Origin of the sequence: Herbaspirillum sp. 1130 (assembly GCF_017833835.1) — a bacterium.
GTDB classification, from domain to species: Bacteria; Pseudomonadota; Gammaproteobacteria; order Burkholderiales; family Burkholderiaceae_D; genus Herbaspirillum; species Herbaspirillum huttiense.
In genome coordinates, this window is sequence record NZ_JAFICQ010000004.1 from 91,154 (window position 1) to 118,063 (window position 26,910).

Consider the following 26,910-nt stretch of genomic DNA (forward strand, 5'->3'; position numbering starts at 1 on the left):
GCCTGCCCACCCCACCGCCGAGCACCCATGAACCTGCGTTTCGTCGAGGCCTTCCACTGGGCCGCCTCGCTCAAGAGCATCACCCGCGCCGCTGAAAAGCTCCACATCACGCAATCGACCATGTCCAGCCGCATCGCCTCGCTGGAAGAGGAACTGGGCGTGGTGCTGCTGGACCGCCGCGAGAAACAGTTTCGCCTCACCGTGGCCGGCCAGCGCTTCCAGCGGCTGGCGGTGAAGCTGCTCGACATGCAGCGCCAGATCCGCCAGGAGCTTGGCGGCAACAGCGCCGGCCCGCTGCTGCTGCGCATCGGCAGCATCGAATCGGTGGTGCACAGCTGGCTGCCGGCGTGGCTGCAGGAAATCCGCAGCCGCTATCCCGATTTCGCGCTCGAACTCACGGTGGAAACCTCGCCCGTGCTGACCGAGCAGATCCGGCGCGGTGCCCAGGACCTGGTCTTCACCTCCACCGTAGGCAGCGACACGGCCGTGCGCTCGCGCCTGATGACGGCGATGGAAATGGTCTTCGTGGGCCATCGCGAACGCTTCGGCACTCGTTCTCACACGCTGGAAGAACTGGCCGCACACGACCTCATCACCTTCCAGCGCGGCTCGCAGCCGCACCAGGGATTGCTGCAGCTGTGCCAGGAATGGGGCGTGATCGAACCGCGCGTGCATGCCATCTCTTCCATCTCCGCCATGGTGCAGCTGGTCGAAGGCGGCTTCGGTGTAGCCACCCTGCCACGCGCCTCGGTGCGCGAACTCACGCGCCGGCTTCCCTTGCGCATCCTGCGCTGCGAAGCCACGCTCCCGCCCTTGCAGATCCACGCCAGCTATCGCGAAGACCCCAGCTCCAGCCTGGCCGAACTGGTCCTCGATTCGGCGTTGGAGCATGCACGGCGCACCCAGGGCAAAGGCCGCACCGCAGAAAAATGAGCCACTGGCACGGAAATCGCTACAGTGAATTTTCCGTTGTCCTCATCGAAAAAATCGATAACAAAAGATATAAATTTTTTGTTGGACGCTGTCCCGGCACGCTCCTAACATCGGCTCCATTCCAAGAAGGAGACCGCCATGCCAGAGACTGCCACCGCCTCGCCTGCCGTACCGATTCATTCCGCCGCAGCGCCTGTGCTGTCGGCTTCCTCCAGCGCGCTAGACGTGCGGCTGGCCGCCCGCAGCGGGGCATTCACCGGCCACACCAGCGGGGTGGCCAGTGCCCATGTGCAAGTCAACCTGGCGATCCTGCCGGCGGCGTTGGCCGATGATTTTCTCGCCTTCTGCGAACGCAATCCCATCCCCTGTCCCTTGCTGGCCGTGTCCAAGCCGGGCTCGCCCGCCCTGCCCGCGCTGGGCCTGGATTTGGACGTGCGCAGCGACGTGCCGCGCTATCACCTGTGGCGTGACGGCGAGCGCGTGGCCGAGGTGAACGACCTGCGCGCGGTGTGGCGCGACGATCTGGTCACGTTCGCGCTGGGCTGTTCCTTCTCTTTCGAGCATGCGTTGCTGGCCGCCGGCATTCCGCTGCGCCATGTCAGCGAAGGCCGCAACGTGGCCATGTACCGCACCAATATTCCGACGCAGCCGGTGGGCGTGTTCCAGGGACCGACGGTGGTGTCGATGCGGCCGCTCAAGGCCGCCGATGCCATCCGCGCCATCCAGATCACCGCACGCACGCCGCAGGTGCATGGCGCACCCATTCACATCGGCGACCCGGCCTTGATCGGCATTGCCGATCTCCACCAGCCCGACTATGGCGAAGCGGTGGACATCCACGCCGATGAGCTGCCGGTGTTCTGGGCCTGCGGCGTCACGCCGCAAGCCGCCATCGTCGCCGCCCGGCCCGAATTCTGCATCACCCATGCACCCGGCTACATGCTGGTGACCGACAAGCTCAACAGCGAACTGCTGCTCGACGCGCAGGCCTAGCGCCTGCTGCCGCTCTACCGTTTTTTCATCGATGGCCGCATGCTGCCTGCACGCGACCAGCGATGCCGCACGTCAGTGATTTACACATTCATTACGGGGATCAACATGTGGCTGCAAGAGACAACGACATCCGAGCGACGCACGCTCACGGCGACCTTCACCGGCTATGCGGTGGATGGTTTTGATTACATGATCTACACCTTCCTCATCCCCACGCTGCTGGCTGCGTGGAGCATGAGCAAGGCCGAAGCGGGCTATATCGCCACTGGTGCCCTGCTGACCTCAGCCATCGGCGGCTGGGCAGCAGGCGTGCTGGCCGACCGCTACGGGCGGGTGCGCGTGCTGCAATGGACGGTGCTGTGGTTTGCGCTCTTCACCTTCCTCTCGGGCTTCACGACGTCCTTCGGCGAGCTGTTCTTTACCCGTGCGATGCAGGGCTTCGGCATGGGTGGCGAATGGGCCGTGGGCTCGGTGCTGATCGCCGAGACCATCTCGGCCCGCCATCGCGGCAAGGCCTCGGGCCTGGTGCAGAGCAGTTGGGCGGTGGGCTGGGCAGCGTCGGCACTGGCGTTCTGGGGCGTCTATGCGGTGCTGCCGCCGGAGACGGCGTGGAAGGTGCTGTTCTGGATCGGCGTGCTGCCGGCCCTGCTGACGCTCTACATCCGCCGCGCCATCAGCGAACCGGCCGTGTATCTGGCGACCCAGGCCCGGCTGCGCGAGAGCGGCCAGCGCGGCAACTTCCTGCGCATCTTCCATCGCGACCTGCTGCGCACGACGCTGCTGGCCAGCCTCCTGGCGACCGGCATGCAGGGTGCATATTACTCGGTGACGACCTGGCTGCCGACCTTCCTGAAGACCGAACGCCACCTGTCGGTGCTGGGCACCAGTACCTATCTGCTGGTGTTGATCGGCGGGTCTTTCTGCGGCTACCTGACCTCGGCCTGGCTGTCGGACACCATCGGCCGCCGCCGCTGTTTCATGCTGTTTGCGGCCATGGGGATCGTGCTGGTGCTGAGCTATACGCAGCTGATCATTACCGATGCGTGGATGCTGGCGCTGGGCTTCGTGCTGGGATTTTTCCTGTCGGGGATTTTCTCAGGAATGGGGGCTTATCTGTCTGAACTGTTTCCCAGCGATGTGCGCGGTTCGGGACAAGGATTCTGCTACAACTTCGGGCGTGCGGTCGGGGCGATCTGTCCTGCGCTGGTGGGCTATCTCAGCAACAGCCTGCCGCTGGGGCAGACCATCGGGTGGATTGCGGCCGGGTGTTATGGGCTGGTGATCGTGGCTTGCCTGATCCTGCCGGAGACCCGGGGCAAGGAGCTGGAGGCGGTGGTGGCGGCGTCGTGATCCACCACCGTCCCGTTGAACAACGCCATGCTCAGTTCACGCCGGATTCGTTTTCCATGTCGGCGTGAGCGTTCTCGGCCAGCTCGCTCAAGTAAATGGCTGGCACGGAATCGGTCAGCCAGACAGCGTTATCGGCGATATGGAACACGCTTCCCGCTGCGGCCATTTTCTTTGCATCGACCACAAGCACGACCGGCTTGCCATGCCGGCTGCCGACCTGCCTTGCCACCTCAGGACTGGCGGACAGATGCACATGCTGGCGGGATCCTGCATGCAGTCCGCTGGCGCAGATGGATTCCAGAAAGCGCGTCGCCGTGCCGTGATACAGCACGTCCGGCGGCACGCTGGGTGGGAGTCCAAGCGCAATCTCGACGGAATGGCCCTGATTGGCGCGAATCCGTTGGCCATCGGGGCTCAGTGCAAAACGTTTCTTGTCGCTGCTCGCAACGATGGCTTCGACCAAGGGGCGGTCGAAGCTCAGGCCATTGGCGTGAGCATTGGCCAATCGAATCAGTTCATCTACGTCTGCCCAGCCGGCGGGATCCAGTTGAAGGCCGATCTCTTCGGGCTTGTGGCGGAGTACCAGGCTCAGGAATTTGCTGGAGGTCTCCATTGATTTTCGGTTGCTGTTCATTTTCAATCATGTGTTGGTGATGTCTGCCTACTGCAATGGCGGGCATTCAGGACATAAGTGGCCACTGCTCCGTATCGCGATGGCTATTCAAACCTGCCGCAGCGAACCTGTCGACATGTTCGGAAACATTGACGCCGACCAGAGCATCCACTGGAGTGGTATCAATCAAGTCCTCCTCTGGCCGAAACGGTTTCTAGATGACTATTTTCTGAAATCGATCATCGTACGGCAACAGGTCATCATGCGGCTTGACGCACCTGATGAAGCAACGGTTCGTCAGGAGCTCGATTCGCTCGTCGAGGGTCAGCTCCGGACAGGCTTCCAGGACCTCCTTCAATTCAGATCCTTTCGCGTGCAGATCGTATTTGCCATCGACGTTGAAGTACTGCATGTTACCGATGGCATAGTCTCGCCGAAAAGCCGTTCTCCATTGCGAGTTGCTTCCCCAGCCGTGGGACAGATCACGGTGAGGCCTCGCTTTTCGGCGATAGGCCCAATACAGAGTCGTGCTGCGCGCCAGATCAGGATCAAGAACCTTGGCGTTTGCTTCCAATTCAATTCCGCCGCGCAGGACAAGCAGATTGCCGAGCATCACGCACGGCCATCGGCAGGAGATGATTTCAGGGACAGGAGAAGCCTTGTCCGATACACGTGCATCGACGATCTCATGATGGAACGGCGAAAAGGAAGCAGGCGTCAGCGATCTCAGGCCCAGAACCTTGATGAACTCCAGAAATTCATCCATGGAAATCTGCGGACCCTCCCAGCCCGCGTCTGGCCCCGGCTTCTGGAAACCCAGAATCAGAAGATCCAATACGCGGCTCAGCGCATAAAGCTCCCACGACTCCTCCAGGCTCACCAAAGGAACAGGCGCACCTTCTCGGTGACCCAGGGAGCGCAACCACGTTTGCTGGTCTCCACTTGTCCTGAGCCAAGGCAATAGAAGCTCGGCATAGACGCTTTCGCCATCATGCGCCAACAGCGCATCATGCAAATCGCGGAAGGAGATCTGGTTCAACATTCAATTTCCTGGACAAGAGATTGTCTTCTTCGCGCCCGCCAGCAAGAGGACTTCCATCATTCAAGGCCGATTGTCCGAGGCAGTGCCCGAACAAAATCCGAGCGCTCTCCATAATGCGGGGCCAGCTCCGTAATCATTTCGACCAAGTCCTTCCTGGTGGCTTCCGGCGCGCCATGAAGTTGAGCAGCAAGAGCTTCCATCTGAGAAACGGCAACATCTTCATCGATCTGCGAATCTTCAGAGAATTCCAGAAAGATGAACATATCGATGATGGAACGTACAATGGCTTTGTCGAGCATATTCAATAGTCGGGAAGATATGATAGTGGCCGATTGCGGACCGAGCTATTCGCTACTTTTGTGGATCATAGGCCAATGTCAGGCTGTCCCAGTGCAGATCATGATCTTCAACAGAGGCAGACCAGTCGCATGAATTTAACAGGCGACGCAGTTCGGAGAGACAGCCGCACCAGTGCTGCACACCTATCCATGTCGCTTCGCCTGAATTGTCCGGAAGCTTGGTGCTACCAGAAAAGACGATAGCGCTTTTGAACATGCCTGGTCGCTGACCGTTGAGTTCGAAATGAAAGGATTCCCAGTTAAGGCCAACACCTGTCGACAAGAATTTTTCTATTTGGGAATCAACTGAATATCTTGCACAGATCAATTCTATTTCCTTGATCTCCGAGGGACTTAATGGATTTTTTCTGCGGGCGGAGTAGTAGATGGAAACTGACACTTTCAGGAGTCCTATAAATTGATTTCGCTCATTATGTCCGTTATTGGCTGGAAGCAAACAACCATTCCAAGAGCTGTTTCTCTTCTGATAAAGATGGACGTTCCGCGACAGCCCCGTAGAGGAAAGGAATATTGATGCCTGTGTTTACCAAGAAGTTCCAACAGAGCCTTCGGCTCCAATTGTTGGATCAATCTCGAGAAATTATGGCAAACACTGACGTGGGCAGCCTGGGGGAGATTTTAAAGAAAAACTTTCCTTCTATTACTCGCCCTCTTCTCATCAATTGCGTGCCGGACCAAGGGGAAGACATTTATTGGATACTAGTCAGTTCAAAAGAGATTGCGGTTATTGAGATCCCGCGCAAGAAAACCGATACGGCTGGCAGCATCCTTGAAATTATCGAAGTCGATGCCTACCAATTTAAACGACTTTCACGGGGGCCAAGGCAGCGGCTCGCAATCGCACTTGAATTGATCAGCTAGAGACCTGTGTTTGCTCCATATCTCTCGACAACCCGCTCACTGCCTGACTGGCTACAAATCACCTACGCAGGTCCGATGCCCGGTTTGTAACGCGCAAAGCGAGAGCCGCCAGGCAAAACTCATTTTTGAAGTTCCATTCGCACTGAGTAGTCAGTCGTACCATGGTGAAACCAGTGCGCCAAAGAGAAACGCTGTCACCGAAACAACGGCCAGCAAAGCTGGAGATATCTTTTCCGATGAAACACGCAGTCTCGTCAGGAGAAAAGCCCTGACATTCAGAAGGAGAGCTCCCGGCAATATGGCAATGGCCGGATACAGAATCACGCCCCACCCAACTTGCGCAGCTTCATTCAAAAGCGCCAGCCCGAACAACACGGATAACGCCGGTGCAAAAGGCAATACGATGTCTGAAAGAAGCAAGGTCTCGTGTTTCCAGAGATATCGCCACGGAGCGATGAGTGCGGTCAGGATCGCCAGGAGTGTCACAGCGAGATGAATGTATATCAGCATCATTTATATATTTCTTCGAAATGGCTGTTTCTGCCCGGATGCAGCCCTAACGCTCCAATACCTGAACGTCGGCCTTCTCTCCCGTATCAAACAACTGTGCGAATTCGATCACCTCTGCAAGGGACTCATCGATATGAGAAGTAGTAGTAATGAAATGAGGCTCAGTTGCCCCTTGATCCAAGGCTAGCCAGTCCAACGCCTCCTCCCATTTGTCGGCATCAGCCCCCAAGACGCAAAAGAGCCTGACACCATCACGACAAAGCTGGCGAAGGAAATCCTCATCTCGCTCAGGAACATAGCCGGATCGGGATAGAAGAACAATTTTCTTGGAAAAGGTCATCCTGGATTACCTTTTCTACTCCTGGCAGATTGCTGACCTGGTACGCGGCACATCTGTATCTTCTAAGACTTGGCTACCGCGCATTGAGATTCAGCAAGGTGCGATTCAGTCTTTCAAAATCAATAGGTAGAGGCACATCGGTGATGCAGTTTGGATTGCATCTGAAGTCGCGGTCATTCATCTGGAGCCAAACGCTAAACATGGCTGAATCCCTTTCCAGAACCTTTTCAACCTTGACAGCAATATCCTGCCAAAGCCTGACATCGTGATTGTTAGAGCAAACGAATATCGAATAGTCCTCACCCTCTCGGTTAGCCGACACGCATGTTCAAACCACCACCCCAATCTCTTTGAATGCCACCCCGATTAAATGGCGCTCACATTGCCTCTTGAACTTCTCTGTAACAAAAACTTTTGCACGGTTGGAATCTCCCAAGGTGAAAATATCCGCAGAGAGATGTGCCCGCTCAATTACCAGGTGCTCTATCGCAAAAATCTCCCCAACACCGAAGCGATGTACCACTGAATCTGGCGAATACTTAGAAACGCTACCGAGGCAATTCATTAATTCCCATTGAACGCCATCAATTAGGACGGGTAAAAATTCTAGATCTGGCAGCAGCTCTGCAAGAATGGCCCGCTTCGCACCGCCGTCGACTGCGATGAAACCGTTACAGTAAACGCAAAGCGCCGTGAACGCCCGCACATCACTTGCCGGTTCCAGATATAGATTGAGTTCGCGCCAATGATCCTTTAGTACTGCTCTATTTAGCCCCTGAGTCGCCGAGTGCCATAGCTCGAAATGTGAGGCAATAACACCCGGGGCACTTTCGGCAGGCAACAACGTATAGAGTTTTTCGCTCAACATACCTCCTCGAAATGTCACCGTACAGATGTCGTATTTTGGAACGTAGCCTTGGTGCGTATCATCGAGAGTGAATCCTTCGAACAAACCATTTTCTTGAATATAGTCGCGCTAGCTGCTTGGTATCGATAGACGCATGATATCCAGCTTATCATTTTGAACTTCGGGTGGCACGCTTGGCGCTTGGGCATTGGTTATTGGCGAAAGTCAGCCACACTTGCCCAGCAGTTCCTCACTCAATACATCGTCAACCGACACGATCTTCAATTGACCCGTGAAAGCGCGCAGTCCACGGAAGAACTTTCCTATATCGCCTGTCGGCCTCTCGTACGCAGGTACGCGGACCGGTAGCGCGTAGCCCTTCTCAACAAATGGCCCGAACAGGTCCGCCAGTTTGTCCGGTGCCACAACGCAAGTGTCCTTTGTTCGCGGACGAAACAGGGGCTTGGGAGCCAGTTCGTCTCTCACCACAATCACTATGTCCGTCTGTGGCATGAGCGTTGGAATACCATCCCCCCACACTACTGCCGAGCGCAAGTGGCCATCAATGGTCGCAAACATGATTGTGGGCACGAACAGCACCTCGCCGAATTCCTCCTGCAATGCCGACTTCGTGCGATTCCATCGCCAGGCCGCCTCGATCTTCGCTTCAGGACAGGCCAGAAACGGGCCCTTGTGCTGTGATGTGATTGCCTTGTAGCCGAACTCATTGCCGGCATTCCACCCGGCGAGGAACCCTTCGCGGGTGTACGGCCCTCGGTCCATGCCGTGCGTTTGCGGGTCTTCCACGTCGGGCTGAAAGTGCTCCACGAACGCGCGGACCTCAGGCTCGGCCTCCAGGCCGAAGATGTGTGGGCGGAAGTAGTTGAGGTTCAGTGATGCACCCACCAGCTGATTCGGGTCGTCATCACTCTCCTGAAATTCGAACAGGAAGTACACCCCCGTGTCCTGGCTCTGGTAAACCGCTGACCCATTGAGCTGGTAGTGCGGACGGCGGCGGAAATATTCCTCCACGGCACTTCGCTGTGTGGGCTGCGGGAAAGTGAAAAAGAGATCGTAGCTCATGGTCTGTCCAGGTTTGTCATCGGGTTCTTTGCATCGGCCTGCACGCCAGCCAGCCGCTCAATGATCTGGCTGGCCACCGATTGCAGACTTTGCCGGCATTCTCGCCAGAAACGCGGCACTCCCGGCCGTCGATTATGGCAATCATTTCTGAACCGCCCTTCTGTAGAAGACACGGAAAATCAGATAGGCCAGGAAAATGACCACCATTAAAAACAGGCAGAACGGCCAGATGCTGAAGGTGCCAAGGACAAGCACACCAGGCTCTCCAACTATCCGGTAATGCTGTCCATCCCGCGGTTCAGGTATGGAGAAAATTCCAAGAGATGAGTCCAGGACGAAATAGCAAGCGTAACTTGCCACCACGGTAGAAACGAAATAGGTCCGAGGACGTGAAAGCCTGCGTCCAAAAAGAACTGCTGCTACTGCTGCACAGAACAAAGGAAGCACCAGTATCAACATGGTTTCCCATTCCAAGTGGTCCAGCAGCACCAATATCGCAAGGCCAATGGTCAATATCGCCAAAGCAGATCCGGATGCCAAGGATGGATTCTTCATGAAATCATTTGAATGAGGTACGGGTTGTCAATCCGCTGCGCTTCTGGCCGCTTGCGGACTTCGGCTATTTGATCCCGACGGTTCCCCAGCCATCGTAGTAACCATGATGGCTGGCGGCCAAGGCTGAAAGGTCGCGTGTTATCGCTTGCATTGCACCGATCTCCGGCGCCATTTTTCGCTTCGCATGCACCTCCCACAGCGTTCGCTTGGGGACCTTTCCGATACTGGCAATCTCGTAACCGTGAGCGCGAAGGTTGTCAGCTGCCGCCACTGCATCGCTCTCCTGGCCGAAGACAAGAAAGAAGTCGATGTCGTGCGTCTTGGTCAAATCTGCGCCATTACGCTGCAGGTTCTCGATCACCCGGGCATCCTGTTGTTCAGCAATTGAAGTCTGCGCTACCGCAGGAAAACCCGTAAGCGATGCGCCTGCCAATAGCGAGCATAGAAGCAAATGAAACGGTTTCATCATGATTTTCCAATAGAACAAGTCGACGGCATCAGTTGTATCTCGGCTACTTCCATCGAATTTTATTATCGATTGCAGCGATACCAGGAAATGACCATGCATACGTCATGGCAAATTTTTAAAAGTGACAAGCTGCTTCTTCCGGTGAAAACGATCACACTCCCTCAACTGCCCAACCGATCTCTGAACATTGCGGCTCTTCAGAACTGAAACAAAAATGCACGTGCCGTGAAGTGCCTGGGTTTCATTCGAGTCGATTCCAAGGTCAGCAGAAATTCCTGACAGGGTTGATGTTCGTTGACTGTTCCTGGCCAGATGCGGACAAGAGTTCACCGGGTATCAGGGACAGGCAGTTTCTCCAGCGATTCCACCTGAACCGATTTGCATCGGAATGTTCCTTTCAAGCCCCAGGAGGATTCGATGCTTACACTCGCTTCCAAGGTATCCGACATCGCGTCCACAGCGATATCCAGAGAATGAATGACATTCTGGCCGTTGAAGTCAGACATGACGAGATCCTGTAGCTCCTTGAAGACGAGATGAACAAGAAGGTTCTTGTGCAGCCTCAAGTGATACTGCGCAGTTCCCAGTCCAATCTGCTCATGTCGTCGGACATGAATGCTGAGGCGGAGTGATGAGCCCCCTTCTTTCCCGAAGTCTGCTTCTCGCTGAAGAAGAGCAGCAACGACTTCGTCATCGTGAAACGATGGCCATTCCCCTAGTTCAACAACTAGTTGCTCAGAACCATCGATGAAATCAAGAATGTCTGTGTTTGCGTTCATGGTTTGGATACATGGCAGGTCTGGTGCTAGCCGATTGCGGGTTGCTTGTAGCCATTCACTGCGGTAATCATCGTAAGGAAAGCGGATAGCGTTATCCCAATGCGCATCATCTGGCCTTCACGAACGTCATGGCGACACCAAGTCATGGGTGATAATTATTACATCTGCGTCCGCAGGGCATCTTCATGTTGAACCAAACACTTGCGAATGCCATGGGGCATTGGCATCAGCGAACCAGGAAGAATTCGATTGATTGGCGAACTGAGCAAGCTCACTCAGTTCGCCCTGATAACGCAGATAAAGAGCAAGCAGCTCCTGAAGACTTGAAGCGGAGATCCTTTTGGAACGCAGGCGGATGTGCAGTTCCCTACCATAACCTTTGACCGACACTACCCCGGGGATAGATTGAAGCCACGTGAAAAATGCTGCCTCGTCCCCAGGAGAGAAATAGCGCATAGGTGCCTGCCAGATAAGTGTGGCCATATCAAACTGATGGATAAAGGAACATGAACGGATAATACTGCCTGCTGAAACACATCCTGTTGAAGCAAATTCAAATCGACGGGAGATGAACGAAATGCCGAGTCTGCATCTAGCGGAAATCAGACCGGCTACTCCAATTGCCTGATCGTTTTACTGAAGGCTGGCAATCCCAGCAAACGGGCATGCTGATGGAAACTCTCCTCCGTCATGGGTCCTGTAACGCTGTCTTTTTCCATCTCCAGGAAAAAGTACTGCACGATTTTTCTATCGTTGTCTGGATGCCGCTTCGCGACGATATAGCGTTCATCCCAACCCACTGCGAATACCGTTTTCTGAATTCTCCCGACGCAGTTTCCTTCGGGCAGCTCGTAACACAGGTACATATCCTCCTGGCTGTCGATATGAGCCAAGAGGTAGGGGCCGACCAAGCGCTCATCTGACGGACCACATCCAGCCAGCAGCAACATGAGAGCCATTAAGACAAAGATTTTCAGTCCCTTGCGATTGATGAACATGGTTGATCTACCGTCTCTTTCATGCGGGTCCTGCCTGTTCGTGGACGCCCCGTTCAGGAAGCAGCATTCGCTCGTGTCGGCATCCACAGTTTCACAGGGCGCAATTCGCGCTTTGCCGCTGGCCAGATGTAGACCGAATACAAGTCGTCGGCGGGCTCCCATTCATTTTTAATCGTATGCACCCCGCTGATCAGGTACATGAAGCCATAAGACCCGGGCCCTATCTCCAGTCGAGAGGCATCCGGAAAGTACTCGGTGCAGCCGAGCACGACGAGTTTTCCTGTGGGAGAGGCGAATGCACCTTCTACCACGTGGTCGAATTGGTCCGACTGGATCTCGGGAGGCTCATCGACAACATGGAGCTCAACCTGCACATCAACATTTCTCAGGGTTCCGAAAGACAGTGCTGTTTCGCCCGCGGCGACCATCATGCCAACGGGTGCATCGCGCCAAAGCTCACCGAAATCATCATTCGATTCTTCATCCTGGACGATGAACTGAAAATAGTCCGCAAAAATGCGCAATTGATATTTCGCCACGCTTCCCTCTTGATGTCTCGCTAATTTCGAACTGACACTCCGCGCGAAAATTGGGGGGAGGACAGCCTCGATTGCGGTGCTCTGCAAATATCGAAGACGGCTACCAGCCAATAGCCAAGTTTCTCACCTGCAGATTTGCCCGAGAATTTCCTCGACTTCCGGAACAATCGCCTTCCGGGCTGCGTAGGCTCCCTTGTCCAAAGGGGGAAAAGTTACCCAGATTTTCAACATGCGACGGCCCATCGGAACACCCCAGATGGCCGTCACAAACTTCTCTCCCGTTTTCTCCTCTGTCCAGAAGAAGCCCAGATCCATGCTGGCCATACTCTGCCCGCCCACGTTCAGCGTCCCACGCTGGGAAAAAAACATCAACACCCCCTCGTGCAAGGATCTCACGCCAGAGACGGACTGCGCCATATCCTTGATGTCATCGTCCCTGCTGTCTCCTTCCCGGTCCATCAGGAAGATAGTGAAGTCAAGATAAGGATCTCGGCGAGTGTATCCGGACAGCATGGTATTTCTGGACGCCCTGGCTTGAGCCAGGAATTCCGGTGGATACTCCACTGCTGCAAAACCTGTGGTGGAAGCTGGCGGGCAGATTTCAGCCTCGCCGGTCGCACTCTTGCACGAATCACATTGCACTGCTGCCAGAGCCGGGTTCGAGTTCAACAGCATTTGCAAGAGAATGCCGACGGCTAAAGCTGGCTTGAATATTTTCTTCATGACGCGTGAATGGGCGGAGGAGTTATTCGACAACGCTTATTATCGCCATCAATTTGAATTCAGATGGGTGGTGCGAATACGCCAGGTTCAGCACTTGACGGCATACGCCGCTTAACTTTCTTACGCTGCAGCAGATCGAAACGGAAATATTTTTTAGAAGCAACAAAGTGCCTGCGTCAATTATGTCCGCAATTGACCGATTGCGGATATCAAGTCCTCAACCGCCCAACCGGTCTCTGAACATTGCGGCTCTTCAGAACTGAAAACACTCAGACAGCCGTTACCTGTTACCACCATCCATTCCCGACCATCAAGCTCCAAGCCTTGGAGCCTGCTTTCTTCCGATAGCCACCCACCATCAGTCACCTCGATGAGATGAGTACCGAAGGGAAATGCTTCGGAATGAACATAACGATACAAGTCCGTTCCATCCAGAAAGCGAAAACCTGCTACCGGCGGTGGAAAGACTATTTTGAGACCACGGACAATATTCCCATCCATTGAACAAGCGACAGTGACGACGAGCTCACCATGGGTGTCCAAGGCAAGTGATGAAATATCGGAATTTGATTGGACGCCGCTAGCCGGCAAAAATGCACGCGCCGTGAAGTGCCTGGGTTTCATTCGAGTCGATTCCAAGGTCAGCAGAAATTCCTGACAGGGTTGATGTTCGTTGACTGTTCCTTTTATCTATTCGACGCGAACCAAGCCATGAGTGATAGCAAAGTTTTCGATTCGCGTCGCCAGATTGTCAGCGTCTCGCCAGAACGCATTGTCGAGTTCGTCCAGACGCTGCTGCAGTTCGTCGTTGTCGGCCGCCATTTGCATTCTTCGCCTGGCAGCTGTTTCGACGGGGACGTCCGCAGGTCCGAAGATTATCTTCTTTGCTTCTTGAAGCAACAGCAGGCTGGACGTGGCACCTATCGCCATCAAGCCATCAACGGCGTCAGAATAAGTCGAGCCTGAACTGTTATGAAAATACTGATCGAAACCACCGTTGTAGACCTCGCCAGACAGGCAACTCACCGCCCAATATTGTCTTTCCATATCGGACAAGCCCGCCATCCCCGCATCAGACTTGTGTACCCTGTTCACCAGCTCCCGCCAATAAAGCCGAAATGGATCCGTGTTATCTAGCTCACGTTCTCTTCTCCTCGCGACTTTCGCTGCCTCAATTTCCGCGCGCTTTCCTGACTTGCAGGGCATGCAAAGTCCGCCCGTTTTTTTCGCAGTCTCGGGCAGGATCAAAGCCGAGCATGTAGAACATGGAATCTTCATTTTGAGGATGGAAGGTCAGTTTCTGACCGGAAGCGTACATTCATTTATCAAGGAGCGTGAATTATTCCAGCTCTTTCATCTTCTGGTGCAATACCTCGACCCGCTGCAGGTGTCCATTGCCCCGTTCGCGCAGCTTTTCCGCCGTCAGCGAGCAGATCAGATTGACTATCGCTGAAACCGCCACCACGCTGTCAAACAGCATCATGCCGTCGGTGTGGCAGCGGATCACCCAGTCGGCGCGTCTGGCCGGTTTTCCCGTAATCACGTCGGATAGGTACAAGGTCTTCACGCCGCTCTCGGAAAGCGCATCCATCGCCAGCGAGATGGCCGGCACCCGGCGGCGCAAGCCGATCACGATAGCCATGTCTCGCTCGCCCAGATCACTCAGGTATTCCGCCAGCGTGTCGCCGGGTGCCGGCAAGACCAGCACATTGCTGCGGACCTGCACCAGTTCGCGACGGATCATTTGGGCGATCGTATGGCTGTGGCGATAGCCGATGATCGCAACGCGCTGCGCATTGGCGATGCAGCTTACCGCCTCGGTCAGCGCCTGCTGATCCAGCGAACGGTAGGTATTGGCCAGATTCGAGACTTCATGGTTCAGGTGCGCTTCGATGGAGGCGTCGAGCCCGCTGCCCGCTTGCTTCTCCCCCCGTTTCAGCAGATACAGGGGTGATCCGCCCACCAGCGCCGCGCGCGCGCTTTCCCTTGCATCGTCATAAGACGCATAGCCCAGTTTCTGAAAGAAGCGAGTGGCCGTCGCCTTCGATACTTGCGCACTCTCGGCCAGCTCGGTGGCGGTTTGCATCGCAAGCTGACCGGGCGCGCTGAGAATGACGTCGGCCAACCGCAGGTCGATCTCCGACAGCTGGTCATACTGCTCGGCGATACGGCTCTCGATGGAGGCGGACGCCTTGCTTTTCTTGTGGGGGGAGATAGCCATGTCGATCTGGAAATACGTGAAAAAGAGGAAATGCCATGGTGCAAGAATCATTCCAATGCGGTGCGACGCACTTGTTTTGTGCGGCAGCGTTCTGGAATGGAACGTAGGCATTGTATGCCGCCCTTGCACCACTGAAACGAGCATTTCAAAAAAATGCCCCGTGAATCCATTGTTTCCTTGGCACCGCAATTAGAAACTTGTGTTTCTAAAACCATTGGCATGAAACATGCATTGCACTATTCGTCTTGCTCGTTCCTTCGTCAGCCACCTCAAGGAGTCCGCTCATGTCTGCACAACGTTTCTCCCGTTTCCTGATGTCCGCCTTGCTGTTCTGCAGCGCCGTCGCCCATGCTGACACGCTCGACGACATCAAGAGCCGCGGCAAGATGATCGTCGCCATCGATCCCACCTTTGCCCCTTACGAGTACACCGATGCGTCCAATGCCATCGTCGGCTACCACCCGGCGGTGCTGGCCGCCGTCGCCAAGAGCCTGGGCGTGAAGATCGAATACCAGCGCATGGCCTTCAGCGGCATCATTCCCGGACTGCTGTCGCGCTCCTTCGACATGGAAGGCTCGGCGCTGAACGTGACCGCCGAGCGCGCCAAGCGCATCGCCTATGTCGTGCCCACCGGCAAGACCGTCAACGGTGCTCTGGTGCGTGACGATTTCACCAGGATCCCGGCCAAACCGACGCCGGAATCGCTGGCCGGCCTGACCGGTGCGGTGAAGACCGGCAGCGCGCCGGAAGGCATCCTCAAGCAGTTCAACGAGACGCTCAAGTCCAAGGGTCTGGCACCGATCAGCCTGCTCAGCGTAGATAGCGTCGACCAGACGGTCGCGGCACTGATGACCCGCCGCGCCGACTTCGTCTTCGACGATGTGACGGTCCTGGCCGATGTCATCAAGCAGAATCCGGGCAAGATGAAGATCACCGGTGAACTGGGCCCCTCCCAATGGATCGCGCTGGCCACCCGTCCTGAAGACACGCGCCTGAACAAGGCCGTCAGCGAACAGATCATGGCGATGAAGAAAAGCGGCGAGCTGGCCAAGCTGCAGCAACAATACCTCGGCGTGACCTTCGCCACGCCGGACACCGATTTCATTCCCGCCAAGTAACTGCCCCATGTGCAACTCCACTCATTCCCTGACCGTGCAAGCCGGTCATGGCCGGACCTTCGAGGTGAAGGCCTGCCAGTTCCTCACCATCATCGATGTCGAAGGGCAGCAAGCGGCTGACTTCGTGGCCGTCGTGGCCCGCGACAAGCACGAGAAGCTGTCGCCCACGCATACACGCCGCAAGCTCAACTCGATCTTCTTCGACGTCGGCGATCATCTGTATTCCTCGCTGGACCGCCCGCTGCTGCGCGTGGTGGCGGACACCGTCGGCGTACACGACGCCAACGTGCCCGCCTGCGACGACACCCGCTTCACGGTCGATTTCAACGTGGCCGGCCATCGCAATTGCCTGGACAACATGCACGAAGGCCTGGCCTTGCACGGTCTGTCGAAGTTCGACGTGCCGGAACCGTTCAACCTGTTCCAGAACGGCCCGGTCACGGCTGACCGCCGCATGCAGGTCACTGATCCCACCAGCAAGCCGGGTGATCACATTACCTTCGAGGTGCTGGAGGACCTGCTGTGCGCCGTCTCGTCCTGCCCGCAGGACATCATTCCCGGCAACGGCCTGCGCGTGACCGACATCGCCATTTCCATCCACGACGCCGATCCGCACAGCAGTGCCGCCGCGTCCATCGACTGACCATCATGCTGCTGTTAAAAGAGACTCCCTCCCGTAGCCCCCTGCCGCCGAGCCGCCTTGCCGTGCCAGCCGGAGAAAGCCGCGCCGTCGAGGTCAGGGCCGGCCAGATCCTGCGCATTGAAGCGAAGGAGGCCGGCGCAACCGCCATGCTGTTCGCCTTCGATCGCGCCAGCCCGGACATCTTCATGTCGGTGCATCACACCCGCGTGTTCAGCAATTCCTATGTGCTGCAGGCCGGCATGCGCATCGTCAGCAACTACCGGCGCGCGCTGATGGTACTGGGCAAGGATAGCGTCGGTACGCACGATCTTCTGATGCCGGCATCGACTACTGCATGGCTGCAAGCCAACGGCTACACCGGCCAGACCGGCTGCGTCGAATCGGTCTCGGCCGTGATCCGGGAGCAGGGACTGAACCCGCCCAAGTTGCCGGATCCGATCAACCTGTTCATGCACGTTGACCTGGACCAGAACGGCCGTATCATTCCCTTGCCGAACCGCACGCGCGCGGGCGACTTCATCGCGTGCCGCGTCGTCGCCGACATGGTTTTCGTGGTCTCTGCCTGCTGCTCCGGCATACCCGGCAACGATCAGCCGGGTGCCCTGGAAGTGGCGCTGGCCGAAGAACCGAACGCGCTGTAAACGCAGGAGACCTCGCATGTGGCTGAGTCCCCAGGTGATCCAGAGCATTCCCTCGCTGATCGACGGCTGGATGATGACGGTCGCGCTCACCTTGCTCGGCGCGATCGGCAGCCTGATCTGGGGGCACATTGCGCTGGCCATGCAACTGGCACCACTGGCACCAGTGCGCTGGCTGGCACGGCTTTACATCAGCTTCATGCGCGGCACGCCGGCGCTGGTGCAACTGTTCCTGGTGTTCTTTTCTCTCCCTCTGGTGGGATTGGGAGGCCGCCCGCTGCTGGCGGCGGCGCTGACGCTGGGGCTCAACAGCGCTGCCTACACCGCCGAGATCCTGCGGGGCAACCTGCGCATCATCACGCGCGGGCAAATCGACGCAGCCACCGCACTGGGCATGGCGCCGTGGCGCATCGCCACGCGCATTGTCATGCCGCAGGTGATCAAGAGCAGCATCCCGGCGCTCATCAACGAATTCACCATCCTCCTGAAGACCACGCCGCTGGCTTCGGTAGTTGCCGTGACGGAGCTGACTTATGCAGGGCAGATGGTGATCGCGCGCACTTATACCTCCTCCCAGATCATGCTGATGGTGAGCATCGGCTATCTGGCCGTGGTGCTGCCGGTGCTGGCGCTGGGCAAGCACCTGGCCAGAGCACCGCTCGCCGCTACGGGAAGGAGCTGACATGGCCTTCGAGCCCGCCATCCTGCTTGAACACGCAGGGACCTTGCTCGGCGGCCTGGCCGACACGCTCTGGCTGAGCACGGTCAGCGCATTGCTCGCCGTGGTAGTTGGCGTCGCACTGGTGGCCTTGCGCCGCACCGGCCCGCGTCCGCTCGCCCTGCTGATCGACGCGTATATCGCGCTCACGCTGGCGCTGCCCTTGCTGGTGCTGCTTTATGTGACGTTCTACGTCCTGCCTGACTTCGGCCTGCTGCTGCCAGCTCCGGTGGTGGGCGTAGTGACGCTGGCGATCTATTACGCCCCTTACATCGCGCAGGTGATTCAAGCCGCCATCGACAGCCTGCCCAAGGGCACGGTGGAAGCGGCAATCGCCATCGGCATGTCGCCGCTCGCGATCGTGCGCAGGATAGTGGCACCGCAGGCATTGCCCCTGCTGCTGCCAACCATGACCGGATTGATGATCGGCCTGTTCAAGGATTCCGCATTACTCTCGGTGATCTCGGTACATGAGTTCATGTTCGCCGCCAAAGGCGTGGTGTCCGAGACTTACGCATCACTGGAAGTCTATTGCATGGTGGCGCTGGTTTACTGGGCCGCCACTGCGCTGCTGAATGCGCTGACACGCCGCTGGGAGCAGCGTATCGCCGTGGCCCACGGCATCCCCTTAACTCGCTAGCCTGCCATGAATCAGACTGAACCCCATTCGAATGTGAACGGCAACATCGCCCTGCGTGCGCGCGACATCGTCAAATCCTTCGGCTCCCAGCGCATCCTTGATGGCGTCGATCTCGATATCGAGCGCGGCAAGGTGGTGTGCATTCTGGGCGCTTCCGGCTCGGGCAAGTCGACGCTGCTGCGCTGCCTGAACTGGCTGGAACCGCCCGACGCCGGCGAAGTATGGATAGGCGGCGAGCGAGTCGGCGTGAAGGAAGGGCCCCAGGGCAAGCCGGTCGCCCGTCCCGGAAGAGAAATTCGCGCCCAGCGCAGCCGTATCGGCATGGTGTTCCAGAGCTTCAACCTGTGGCCGCACATGAACGTGATCGAGAACGTCATGGAAGGCCTGATCTCGGTCAAGGGCATGTCGCGTCTCGCCGCCAGCGACATTGCCGCCGAGGCCTTGCGCAAGGTGGGCCTGGCGGGCAAGCATATGGCGCTGCCCGCCTCACTGTCCGGCGGGCAGCAGCAGCGCGTCGGTATTGCGCGCATGCTGGCCATGGTGCCGGAAGTCATCCTGTTCGACGAACCGACCTCGGCGCTCGATCCCGAATTGGTTGGCGAGGTGCTGGCCGTGATGCGCGGCCTGGCGGCAGCGCAGACCACCATGATCGTCGTGACGCACGAAGTTGCCTTCGCCCGCGAAGTAGCCGACCTGGTGGTGTTCATGGACGGCGGCAAGATCGTCGAGATGGGCCCGCCGTCGCAAGTCATCGATCAGCCGTCGTCTGCGCGTTTGCGCCAATTTCTTCAACGCTTCAACCCAGGATCCTCCCCATCATGACTTCTTCGACATCTGCTTGCGCTTCCCTTACCATCCCCGCCGGCCACGGCAAGGCCGTTCGCCTCAAAGCCGGGCAAGCCGTGCGTGTCGTCAACACGCATGGCACCCAGGTGGTCGACTGCTGGGCATGGAACGCCTACGACCTGGCCGAATACATGTGCATGGAAACCACGCGCGTGTGGAACCAGCGCCTGAATCCCATCGTCGGTGACAGTTTCGTCACCAACCAGCGCCACCCCATCCTGACGGTAGTGGAAGACGCCACACCCGGCGTCCACGACACCTTCATGGCCGCTTGCGACCGCCGGCGCTATGAACTGCTCGGCGTGAAGCACTATCACCGCAATTGCTGCGACAACATGTTCGAGGGCATGTTCGAGCTGGGCGTGACGCCGCCGCGCCCCAACCTGGCGTCATTCAACATTTTCATGAACATCCGTGTCCAGCCCGACGGTATCACGCTGAAGACACTGCCGACGGTGACCAAACCCGGCGACTTCATCACAATGCGCGCAGAGATGGATTGCTTCGTCGCCTTCTCTGCCTGTCCACAGGACATCGTGAAGATCCAGGGCCAGGGCGACAACACCCCCAAGCCGGTCGAAATCATGGTGCTGGAGGACTTTCACTCCGATCTGCCGGGAACGCCTACCTGGGTACCGCAGAACTGAACCGCTTGCGAACCCGGCCGCGCACACCGCCCCGCGCTTCACCCCCGTATATACGCCCCCAATCCCGCCACCAACGCAGCAAAGGTCACTGCACAACGCGGGCTCGCCCGCAAGTCCTCATGCATGGCAATCCAGGTTTCCATCTTGAGCGAGAATTTCCTCGGCAGCAGATGCACCAGTGCGTCATCCCTGGCCGCCAGCCCCACCTGGCAAATCCCGATGCCGAAGCCCGCGCGAATCGCCGCCAGTTGCGCCAGATCACTGTCGGCCCGGAATGCCAGGCCGGCGCGCGCGAGCCAGGGGAATTGCTCCAGTACCTTGCGCACAAAGGCGCTCTCCTGATCGAAACCAATCAGCGCATGGCCCGCCAGGGCATCAATCGAGTGCGGTACCCCATGTGCCGCCAGGTAACGCTGGTGTGCATGCAGTCCCACTTCGATGCTGCCCAGCCGCTTGGCGATCAGCGCATCCTGGACCGGCTTGAACATGCGCACGGCAATGTCCGCCTCCCGCTGCAACAAGTCATCAGCCCTGTTGGACATGACCAGCTCGATGCACAGCCCCGGATGCCGATGCTTGAGTTCGGCAAGGATCGGGGGCAGCACTTCCACGCTGATGACTTCACTGGCGGTCAGCCTGACCGTGCCGCGCACTTCCCTGCCGTGGCTGCTGGCGACCCGGCGCAGTGCGGCGGAAGTCGCCGCGATACCGGCCGCATAAGGCCTCAGTTCCAGCGCCGCATCCGTAGGAGAAAAGCCATCAAAGGAGCGCACGAACAGTTTCAGCCCCAGCGCCGACTCCAGCTGTTCGATGTGGCGGCCCACCGTCGGTTGCGTGAGCCCCATCTCGCGCCCGGCCGCTGACAGCGATCCCTTCTCCAGCACCTTGAGAAAACTGCGGTACCACTCCCAGTTCGGTTCGATGTCGGCCAGGGTATTCATTTATGTATAGACGCTAGGCTAATTTATTCAATTTTCATTTATACCGCAATTTCGCATACTGAGCATGTTCGTACTCACAACATCTTTCGGGAGAACCCCATGTCCAGGATTGCCCTCTTCGGTGCCGCCGGTGCCATCGGTCAAAGCATCGCCTCTGCCATCAGCGCGCAAGGTCTGCCCTATCGCGTAGTCGGCCGCAATGAAGCCAGTTTGCGCAAGGCCTTCGGGGCCGACCCGCTGGCCGAGATCGTCAGCTGGAACCCCGACTCGCCGGCTTCCGTGGAAGCCGCTGCACAGGGGATCGACACGCTGATCTATCTGGTCGGCGTCAACTACACGCATTTCGAGCTGCATCCTGAACTGATGCGCAAGACGCTGGACGGCGCGATCAGCGCTGGCGTCAGGCAGGTTCTGCTGATCGGCACGGTGTATCCCTACGGTCTGCCGCAGACCTCACCGATACGGGAAGACCACCCGCGCAATCCGCACACCTTCAAGGGCCGCATGCGCAAGGCGCAGGAAGACCTGCTGATGCAGGCCGACAGCACAGGACGCATCCGTGCAGCGGTGCTGCGTCTGCCGGATTTCTACGGCCCCGGCGTCGAAGCCAGCTTCCTGCACGGTGCGATCAAGGCGGCGGCGCAGGGCGGTACGGCAGACATGATCGGGCCACTGGATCGTCCGCACGAGTTCGTCTTCGTGCCCGATGTCGGACCGGTCGTGGCCAGGCTGATCAACACGCCTGCGGCCTTCGGCAGGATCTGGCACCTGGCCGGTGCCGGGGTGACGTCGCAACAGGCACTGGTGGAAGAAATGGAAAGGCAGACCGGGCGCAAGCTGAAGAAGCGCGTGGCGGGAAAGACCATGCTGCGCATCATCGGATTGTTCCATCCGATGATGCGCGAACTGGTGGAGATGCACTATCTGCAGACGCAGCCAGTGATCATGGATGATTCGGCGCTTCAGCAATTGATCGGGCCGATCAGCAAGACTTCCTATGCGGACGGTATCCAGAGGGCACTGGCCAGCCAAGGCGGAACATCCGTTTGAGCAGGCGAGCTCACGGCGGCCCCGTGCGATCAATCGAGCAGTTGCAACTGCCGCAAAAATTGTTTCTGCACGGAGAATATGAGCGGGGGTATTTCATCAAAAGGAGCGGCCCCCAATTGCTGCCGATCAATGCCCTGCACCTCAAAACACTGCGCGATATCCAGCCGGTCATTTCTCCCGGCCTGCGCATTCATTGCCTGAATCAGAAATGCGCTTCTCGCTGGCACAGCATGATCAATCGCGAACCTGAAAGAACGGCGAGCGGGCAAGTATGGCGTTGACGTCAGTTACCAGACGCACCTGCTCTGGTGCAGGGCTCGCTCCTTCATCACCATTGATCAGCAGATCAAGTTCGATGAGCACTTTGCGGTATTCATCCTCGTCCCGGATCACGCCCTCATTCCGGATCTTATGCAGATAGGTTTCTCCAAACAGAGCATCACGAGCGAGGATGGCCTTGAATGATGCCCAGCTCTTCGCTCCCATGGTCTCGCGGGCGACCACGAGCAGCTCCTTTTTCATGCCGTTCAGATAGGTCTTGCGAGCAGGCCTGTCCTGTTGAAGTTCGAAGGAAAGCAGTTCGCGACAGTGGGCGGCGAGCACGGACGCATCAGGTACCTTTTCAAGAACGCCCATCATGAACGTCAGCTCTGCCACCAGCCTGGTGATTTCGTCGGAGACGGCTCTTTTTTCATCTTTGCTCATGGTCGAAAGCGGATTTCACCGCAGGGTCCTCCAGGCTGAATACCGAAACACATTCGTTGATACCAGTCACCAGATACTCTTTCACATCCGGGTGAAGACCATGCAGGCAGGTGCCAGACCGAGAACGTTCCTGATCCGCCCAACCACCTTGCTGGATAAGGAAGAGCCATCCATTTTTGGTTGAGCAACCGGGCCAGTATTCCATCAGGTAGAGTTCGTCCAGGACTCTGAAACCCAGGATGGCTTCGAAGGATACAGCACACGCTGATTGGCCATACACATCGCGCACAACAATGCTCAGCCCGCTATGCGGTTGAAATTCTATACGTCCGATTTCTGTTGCATGCGCAAAGTCGAATCCGGACGCCAAGGCAATGGCAGCCACTTTTTTCATGATGCAGCTGAATATCTTTCCGCCCATCCAGGCGACGAAGCATGACATCAATCATGCTGATTGCGAATCCACCACAACATCGTTTCCAGCTTCTGTCGCCGGACCTCATCGTGCTCTGCATCCAGCACGGCCGCGAGGCACTCCCTGCAACGATCTGCGCCGTGCAGGAAAGCAAGATAACAAGGAAGCTGCCCGACACTGCGGTCCCAATGATCCAGTACCGACAGAATGAGACCGCGCAGATCGGCGGCATACGCCGGCCGCAACGCCATCAACAACAGGCCGCCCAGCGCCTGGCGCTCAAAAGCATTTTCCTGCGCAAATAAATCAGTCAGTGCTTTGGCCAGTTGCTGCTGTTCGCACTTGCCGAGGACCGAGCGAAGAAACGCCAGTTGCTGCGGATTCCTGGCACCGAAGCGATCCGCCGATGTGGTGACTTTTTCGTAGATTTCGCTGGCGTTCATTTTCCTGCCGATGTGCGACGACTGCTGACGATCGATTTACTTCCGCTCAAAACTTGAGACAAATGGCAGTGCGATGCGATTCACTATCGACGCTCGTCCATCTTTCCGCAATGACCTGCTCTTCCACTCATGGCAAGACATACGGCTTGCCGATCAACTTGGTCTCAAAGAGACGGAACACGGCTTTGGACGTATCAAGATCAGGATATTGCTGTTTGACTTTGTCCAGATATTGCGTGAAGTCGGCCCGCGTCTCCGGATAGAAGCGCCAGGGCATGGGGGCCTGCACGCAGTCGAGCGCGAAGTGCCCCACGTAGACGATCTCTCCGGCACCGACCTTGAAACTGCCTACCTTGGAGCGCCCGTCCTGAAACAGGCTCTTGCGGTCACCACTGAAATGCGCTGTTTGCGTCATGGAACGCGCCACATGAATCAGATAGAGACTGAATTCATACTCACCGGGATCAACCAGGAAGGCGTAATTGGAAAAGGGAATCTGCTGTGCATTGCCTGATTCCGCGCCCTGAATGACCAGCTCGGGACGCTGGCTCAAGGGCCGGGTGCCAGGCTCGATCTTGTCAAATCCCAACAACTGCAACTGTGCATAGTCGTTGCGGCCGCAGCCCCAGCTGCGTCCCCAGTTGGCTGAAATCAGCACGACGCCCTTGGTACCTGCAGCCTGCTCCTGCGCCGCGCTGGTGAAGGGCTGCGCGGGCTCGGCCTGGGCCGGGTCACCCAGCAGCAGGCACGTTGACGCAGTAAGGGACAAGAGCCAGTTTCTGGCTGACATTCCGGATATCGTCTTCCGCAGCTTCATGAGTTCCCCTTTTTCTTTGTTTATTTCAAGTTCACTGTGCAGTTGATAACGGCGCATTCAGTCCGATTATTCTTTCTTCGCACAACGCGACGACAAAATCGATCGTTCCAGAACATCGCTGACTTTTCGAATCGCTTCCGGGGTACAGCTTTCGGCATTTGGCGTTGGCGATATTTTTGCCGGCTGACGGGTGAAGCTTCGGTAAGCGAAGACAACCATGATGGCCACGGCAATGACTGCGATGACCAGATTGGCGCGTGGTTTCAAATCACGACTCCTCGTTGATACTTGAAAAAGGAGAATGATACCGTGCGCAATTTGCTTGCGCTCCTTCATATCAATTCAAATCCGGTTCACCGATCCCGCCCTTGGGCAAGCGCGAGCATTTCCGCCAGCATGTTGCGCAATGCCTCGGCCTCCACCGCAACCAAGCCGGAAGCGGTCCGCCTCTCGCCTTGCCTGACATACCTGCCCACCATCTGATAACCCAGCGAATACCCCACCCATCGCGGCAACGCCTCCGTCCCGAAGAACCAGGCCCCGTGATCATGATCGTCGCGACTCCACATCTGCAGCGCCAGCGCGATGATCTCGCTCATGCTCAGGATATCCAGCGTTTCCCACGGTTCCGGATCCCCGCCCAGGAGCTCTTGCGCGAAGTGCCCCGCCAGCCCCTCCGACACCAGCGCCTCGCCCAGGGTCGCCCCGTACCCGGGACCATCCCAGCGCGCGGCATGATGCAATTCGTGGGCGAACATGCGTTCCAACGAAGACTGTGCATTGGCCAGCAGCGCGGGATGACCGGGATCGATGGTGAGGTGGATCAGCCCGGGGCGCGGTGCATATCCCAGCAGCCCCTTCTCCGGCACCACCTGCTGTCCGGCCTGTATGACCACATCCAGCGGCTGCAAGGGCAACAGCTGCGCAGCCTTGGCATGCGTCTGCAGCAGTGCATCGCTTATCCATGCGCGCAAGGGCGTCAGGCTTGCACGCGCATCGAGAAAATGCAGATGAATCGTCATGAACCCCTCATGAAAATCATGGCCGTTCCGAAAGCCTGTGGGACAACGCATTGCGAAGGCTCCCTCTCCCCCTGCAGAGGGAGCATTGAACCACGATTACGTATCGATCATCGCCCCAATCCCCAGCGTCCTCTCAAAATGCCCCACCACCGCCCGCACCTTGGCCGAATGCTCACGGCTGCGCTGCCAGACGATATGCAGAGGCAAACCCTGCGTCACATGCGCGGGCAGGATAGCCACCAGGCTGCCCTCGCGCAAGGCCTGCTCCACCACCCAGGTTGCCAGCTGCGCAATGCCCAATCCCGCCTGCACCGCCGCCACCTGCGCCTCGGCCTGTCCAAGAATGATGCGCCCTTCCGCATGCTGCCGTACCACCGGCTGATCGCCGTCCTTGATGAGCCACGGACTGCTGCTGCCATCCGCACGCGCATACAGCACCGCATCATGTGCCTGCAATTCCTGCAGGGTGCGCGGCTCGCCACGGCGGGCAAGATAGGACGGCGCAGCGCAGAACACCAGTTCTTCATGTCCGAGGCAGGTATAACCCAGCGTGGCCGGCCAGACGTCGCCGCCCCCGATGCGTACCACCACATCGAGCCCCTCTTCCACCAGATCAACGAAGCGATCCGTGAAGGACACCTGCGGCGTGACCTGCGGATGTTTCTCCGCAAAGGCCAGCAGCGACCCCATGCCGCGCAGGCGGCCAAAGGTGGCCGGCATGTCCACGCGCAGGCGTCCCGAAGGCGCCAACTCATCCGAGGCCAGCATGTCCTCGGCGCTCTTCAACTCATCCAGCACGCGCACGCAGACCTGATAAAACGCATCACCCGCATCGGTCAACTCAACGCGCCGCCGGCCCCGCTGCAACAGCGGGCGCTTCAACCGCTCCTCCAGCCGCGCCACGGCCTTGCCCACCGCTGAATTGGTGAGATGCAGACGCTCCGCCGCCGCCGTGAAACTCCCGGCTTCGACGACGGCAACAAAGGTCTCGAGACCTTTCAGCCTTTCCAGTGGCGACATCTTGCACTCCCGCAGATGGAATATTTTTCCAG

General features: G+C 57.7%; 39 protein-coding genes. 12 read left to right on the forward strand and 27 right to left on the reverse strand.

Annotated features, from left to right (window positions below; genetic code table 11):
* The first annotated feature begins 27 nt into the window (after positions 1-27).
* The 3 genes from JOD78_RS18115 (at position 28) to JOD78_RS18125 (ending at position 3,276) form a co-directional block, all read left to right on the forward strand.
* On the forward strand, positions 28-933 hold the full coding sequence (locus JOD78_RS18115) for a LysR family transcriptional regulator (protein ID WP_121045057.1): 906 nt from the start codon (positions 28-30) through the stop codon (positions 931-933).
* A gap of 138 nt (positions 934-1,071) precedes the next feature.
* A complete protein-coding gene (locus JOD78_RS18120; protein ID WP_209567231.1) occupies positions 1,072-1,926 on the forward strand; it encodes a putative hydro-lyase in 855 nt (284 codons plus the stop codon).
* 105 nt (positions 1,927-2,031) lie between these two features.
* On the forward strand, positions 2,032-3,276 hold the full coding sequence (locus JOD78_RS18125) for an MFS transporter (protein ID WP_121045062.1): 1,245 nt from the start codon (positions 2,032-2,034) through the stop codon (positions 3,274-3,276).
* Positions 3,277-3,307: 31 nt separating this feature from the next.
* On the opposite strand, the gene JOD78_RS18130 is transcribed toward JOD78_RS18125, so the two are convergent.
* From JOD78_RS18130 to JOD78_RS18145, 4 genes are all read right to left on the reverse strand, one after another.
* Positions 3,308-3,910, reverse strand: coding sequence for an RNA 2'-phosphotransferase (locus JOD78_RS18130; RefSeq protein WP_209567234.1), 603 nt, complete (start codon positions 3,908-3,910; stop codon positions 3,308-3,310).
* A 193-nt stretch (positions 3,911-4,103) separates the two neighbouring features.
* Positions 4,104-4,931 (reverse strand): hypothetical protein, encoded by an 828-nt coding sequence (locus JOD78_RS18135; protein WP_209567235.1) that lies wholly within the window; start codon positions 4,929-4,931, stop codon positions 4,104-4,106.
* Positions 4,932-4,987: 56 nt separating this feature from the next.
* Positions 4,988-5,230: a hypothetical protein gene (locus tag JOD78_RS18140; protein ID WP_209567237.1), complete on the reverse strand. Its 243-nt coding sequence runs from the start codon at positions 5,228-5,230 to the stop codon at positions 4,988-4,990.
* A 52-nt stretch (positions 5,231-5,282) separates the two neighbouring features.
* Entirely contained in the window at positions 5,283-5,669 is a 387-nt protein-coding gene (locus tag JOD78_RS18145; RefSeq protein ID WP_209567240.1) for a hypothetical protein, read from the reverse strand.
* Between the two features lie 134 nt (positions 5,670-5,803).
* Between JOD78_RS18145 and JOD78_RS18150 the strand changes: the two genes are divergently transcribed.
* Positions 5,804-6,151: a hypothetical protein gene (locus tag JOD78_RS18150; protein ID WP_209567242.1), complete on the forward strand. Its 348-nt coding sequence runs from the start codon at positions 5,804-5,806 to the stop codon at positions 6,149-6,151.
* A 150-nt stretch (positions 6,152-6,301) separates the two neighbouring features.
* Here the strand turns inward: JOD78_RS18150 and JOD78_RS18155 are convergent, their stop codons facing one another.
* The 14 genes from JOD78_RS18155 to JOD78_RS18220 form a co-directional block, all read right to left on the reverse strand.
* On the reverse strand, positions 6,302-6,664 hold the full coding sequence (locus tag JOD78_RS18155; protein WP_209567245.1) for a hypothetical protein: 363 nt from the start codon (positions 6,662-6,664) through the stop codon (positions 6,302-6,304).
* 43 nt (positions 6,665-6,707) lie between these two features.
* Positions 6,708-7,001 carry a hypothetical protein gene (locus tag JOD78_RS18160; RefSeq protein ID WP_209567246.1) on the reverse strand — a complete coding sequence of 98 codons (294 nt, stop codon included), beginning with the start codon at positions 6,999-7,001 and terminating at the stop codon, positions 6,708-6,710.
* Positions 7,002-7,329: 328 nt separating this feature from the next.
* Complete coding sequence (locus JOD78_RS18165; protein WP_209567249.1) at positions 7,330-7,953, reverse strand: hypothetical protein; 624 nt, start codon at positions 7,951-7,953, stop codon at positions 7,330-7,332.
* Between the two features lie 120 nt (positions 7,954-8,073).
* Positions 8,074-8,931, reverse strand: coding sequence for a hypothetical protein (locus JOD78_RS18170; RefSeq protein WP_209567251.1), 858 nt, complete (start codon positions 8,929-8,931; stop codon positions 8,074-8,076).
* Positions 8,932-9,072: 141 nt separating this feature from the next.
* Positions 9,073-9,486: a hypothetical protein gene (locus JOD78_RS18175; protein ID WP_134040374.1), complete on the reverse strand. Its 414-nt coding sequence runs from the start codon at positions 9,484-9,486 to the stop codon at positions 9,073-9,075.
* A 64-nt stretch (positions 9,487-9,550) separates the two neighbouring features.
* Complete coding sequence (locus JOD78_RS18180) at positions 9,551-9,955, reverse strand: ribonuclease E inhibitor RraB (protein ID WP_209567252.1); 405 nt, start codon at positions 9,953-9,955, stop codon at positions 9,551-9,553.
* 326 nt (positions 9,956-10,281) lie between these two features.
* Positions 10,282-10,734 carry an Imm50 family immunity protein gene (locus tag JOD78_RS18185; protein ID WP_209567254.1) on the reverse strand — a complete coding sequence of 151 codons (453 nt, stop codon included), beginning with the start codon at positions 10,732-10,734 and terminating at the stop codon, positions 10,282-10,284.
* 183 nt (positions 10,735-10,917) lie between these two features.
* Positions 10,918-11,217: a hypothetical protein gene (locus JOD78_RS18190; RefSeq protein ID WP_209534478.1), complete on the reverse strand. Its 300-nt coding sequence runs from the start codon at positions 11,215-11,217 to the stop codon at positions 10,918-10,920.
* 128 nt (positions 11,218-11,345) lie between these two features.
* Positions 11,346-11,732 carry a hypothetical protein gene (locus JOD78_RS18195; RefSeq protein ID WP_209567256.1) on the reverse strand — a complete coding sequence of 129 codons (387 nt, stop codon included), beginning with the start codon at positions 11,730-11,732 and terminating at the stop codon, positions 11,346-11,348.
* 53 nt (positions 11,733-11,785) lie between these two features.
* Positions 11,786-12,271, reverse strand: coding sequence for a hypothetical protein (locus tag JOD78_RS18200; protein ID WP_209567258.1), 486 nt, complete (start codon positions 12,269-12,271; stop codon positions 11,786-11,788).
* Between the two features lie 123 nt (positions 12,272-12,394).
* Positions 12,395-12,994: a hypothetical protein gene (locus JOD78_RS18205; protein WP_209567259.1), complete on the reverse strand. Its 600-nt coding sequence runs from the start codon at positions 12,992-12,994 to the stop codon at positions 12,395-12,397.
* A 180-nt stretch (positions 12,995-13,174) separates the two neighbouring features.
* Entirely contained in the window at positions 13,175-13,618 is a 444-nt protein-coding gene (locus JOD78_RS18210) for a hypothetical protein (RefSeq protein WP_209567261.1), read from the reverse strand.
* Positions 13,619-13,684: 66 nt separating this feature from the next.
* Positions 13,685-14,200, reverse strand: coding sequence for a DMP19 family protein (locus tag JOD78_RS18215; RefSeq protein WP_209567263.1), 516 nt, complete (start codon positions 14,198-14,200; stop codon positions 13,685-13,687).
* Positions 14,201-14,333: 133 nt separating this feature from the next.
* A complete protein-coding gene (locus tag JOD78_RS18220; RefSeq protein WP_245202199.1) occupies positions 14,334-15,326 on the reverse strand; it encodes a MurR/RpiR family transcriptional regulator in 993 nt (330 codons plus the stop codon).
* 173 nt (positions 15,327-15,499) lie between these two features.
* On the opposite strand from JOD78_RS18220, the gene JOD78_RS18225 reads away from it, so the two are divergent.
* The 7 genes from JOD78_RS18225 (at position 15,500) to JOD78_RS18255 (ending at position 20,465) form a co-directional block, all read left to right on the forward strand.
* Complete coding sequence (locus tag JOD78_RS18225; RefSeq protein ID WP_121045084.1) at positions 15,500-16,333, forward strand: transporter substrate-binding domain-containing protein; 834 nt, start codon at positions 15,500-15,502, stop codon at positions 16,331-16,333.
* A 7-nt stretch (positions 16,334-16,340) separates the two neighbouring features.
* A complete protein-coding gene (locus JOD78_RS18230; protein ID WP_209567264.1) occupies positions 16,341-16,976 on the forward strand; it encodes an urea carboxylase-associated family protein in 636 nt (211 codons plus the stop codon).
* A gap of 62 nt (positions 16,977-17,038) precedes the next feature.
* A complete protein-coding gene (locus JOD78_RS18235) occupies positions 17,039-17,617 on the forward strand; it encodes an urea carboxylase-associated family protein (protein ID WP_227022816.1) in 579 nt (192 codons plus the stop codon).
* 16 nt (positions 17,618-17,633) lie between these two features.
* Positions 17,634-18,296, forward strand: coding sequence for an amino acid ABC transporter permease (locus JOD78_RS18240; RefSeq protein WP_209567266.1), 663 nt, complete (start codon positions 17,634-17,636; stop codon positions 18,294-18,296).
* 1 nt (position 18,297) lies between these two features.
* Entirely contained in the window at positions 18,298-18,972 is a 675-nt protein-coding gene (locus tag JOD78_RS18245) for an amino acid ABC transporter permease (protein WP_121045091.1), read from the forward strand.
* 6 nt (positions 18,973-18,978) lie between these two features.
* Entirely contained in the window at positions 18,979-19,794 is an 816-nt protein-coding gene (locus tag JOD78_RS18250) for an amino acid ABC transporter ATP-binding protein (RefSeq protein WP_209567268.1), read from the forward strand.
* Complete coding sequence (locus tag JOD78_RS18255; protein WP_209567271.1) at positions 19,791-20,465, forward strand: urea carboxylase-associated family protein; 675 nt, start codon at positions 19,791-19,793, stop codon at positions 20,463-20,465. Before JOD78_RS18250 ends, JOD78_RS18255 begins: the two co-directional genes overlap by 4 nt.
* Positions 20,466-20,503: 38 nt before the next feature.
* Here the strand turns inward: JOD78_RS18255 and JOD78_RS18260 are convergent, their stop codons facing one another.
* On the reverse strand, positions 20,504-21,397 hold the full coding sequence (locus JOD78_RS18260) for a LysR family transcriptional regulator (protein ID WP_209567683.1): 894 nt from the start codon (positions 21,395-21,397) through the stop codon (positions 20,504-20,506).
* 108 nt (positions 21,398-21,505) lie between these two features.
* Here JOD78_RS18260 and JOD78_RS18265 point away from each other — a divergent pair, with 108 nt between their 5' ends.
* Positions 21,506-22,456, forward strand: a complete 951-nt coding sequence (locus JOD78_RS18265) for an NAD-dependent epimerase/dehydratase family protein (protein WP_209567272.1) — start codon at positions 21,506-21,508, stop codon at positions 22,454-22,456.
* 29 nt (positions 22,457-22,485) lie between these two features.
* On the opposite strand, the gene JOD78_RS18270 is transcribed toward JOD78_RS18265, so the two are convergent.
* The 8 genes from JOD78_RS18270 to JOD78_RS18305 form a co-directional block, all read right to left on the reverse strand.
* Positions 22,486-22,650 carry a hypothetical protein gene (locus tag JOD78_RS18270; protein WP_158601284.1) on the reverse strand — a complete coding sequence of 55 codons (165 nt, stop codon included), beginning with the start codon at positions 22,648-22,650 and terminating at the stop codon, positions 22,486-22,488.
* Positions 22,651-22,690: 40 nt separating this feature from the next.
* A complete protein-coding gene (locus JOD78_RS18275; RefSeq protein WP_209567273.1) occupies positions 22,691-23,161 on the reverse strand; it encodes a hypothetical protein in 471 nt (156 codons plus the stop codon).
* Positions 23,148-23,603: a hypothetical protein gene (locus JOD78_RS18280; protein WP_121045101.1), complete on the reverse strand. Its 456-nt coding sequence runs from the start codon at positions 23,601-23,603 to the stop codon at positions 23,148-23,150. The genes JOD78_RS18275 and JOD78_RS18280 overlap by 14 nt, the downstream gene beginning before the upstream one ends.
* Positions 23,603-24,019 (reverse strand): hypothetical protein, encoded by a 417-nt coding sequence (locus JOD78_RS18285; RefSeq protein WP_209567274.1) that lies wholly within the window; start codon positions 24,017-24,019, stop codon positions 23,603-23,605. Before JOD78_RS18285 ends, JOD78_RS18280 begins: the two co-directional genes overlap by 1 nt.
* Before the next feature lie 127 nt (positions 24,020-24,146).
* Positions 24,147-24,893, reverse strand: a complete 747-nt coding sequence (locus JOD78_RS18290) for a hypothetical protein (RefSeq protein ID WP_209567275.1) — start codon at positions 24,891-24,893, stop codon at positions 24,147-24,149.
* Between the two features lie 9 nt (positions 24,894-24,902).
* Positions 24,903-25,172: an entry exclusion lipoprotein TrbK gene (gene trbK, locus JOD78_RS18295; protein ID WP_209567276.1), complete on the reverse strand. Its 270-nt coding sequence runs from the start codon at positions 25,170-25,172 to the stop codon at positions 24,903-24,905.
* Positions 25,173-25,189: 17 nt separating this feature from the next.
* The gene (locus tag JOD78_RS18300; protein ID WP_209567277.1) at positions 25,190-25,858 is read right to left on the reverse strand and encodes a DUF2268 domain-containing putative Zn-dependent protease; all 669 of its coding nucleotides are present in this window, start codon (positions 25,856-25,858) and stop codon (positions 25,190-25,192) included.
* 96 nt (positions 25,859-25,954) lie between these two features.
* Entirely contained in the window at positions 25,955-26,878 is a 924-nt protein-coding gene (locus JOD78_RS18305) for a LysR family transcriptional regulator (RefSeq protein WP_209567278.1), read from the reverse strand.
* Between the last annotated feature and the right edge of the window lie 32 nt (positions 26,879-26,910).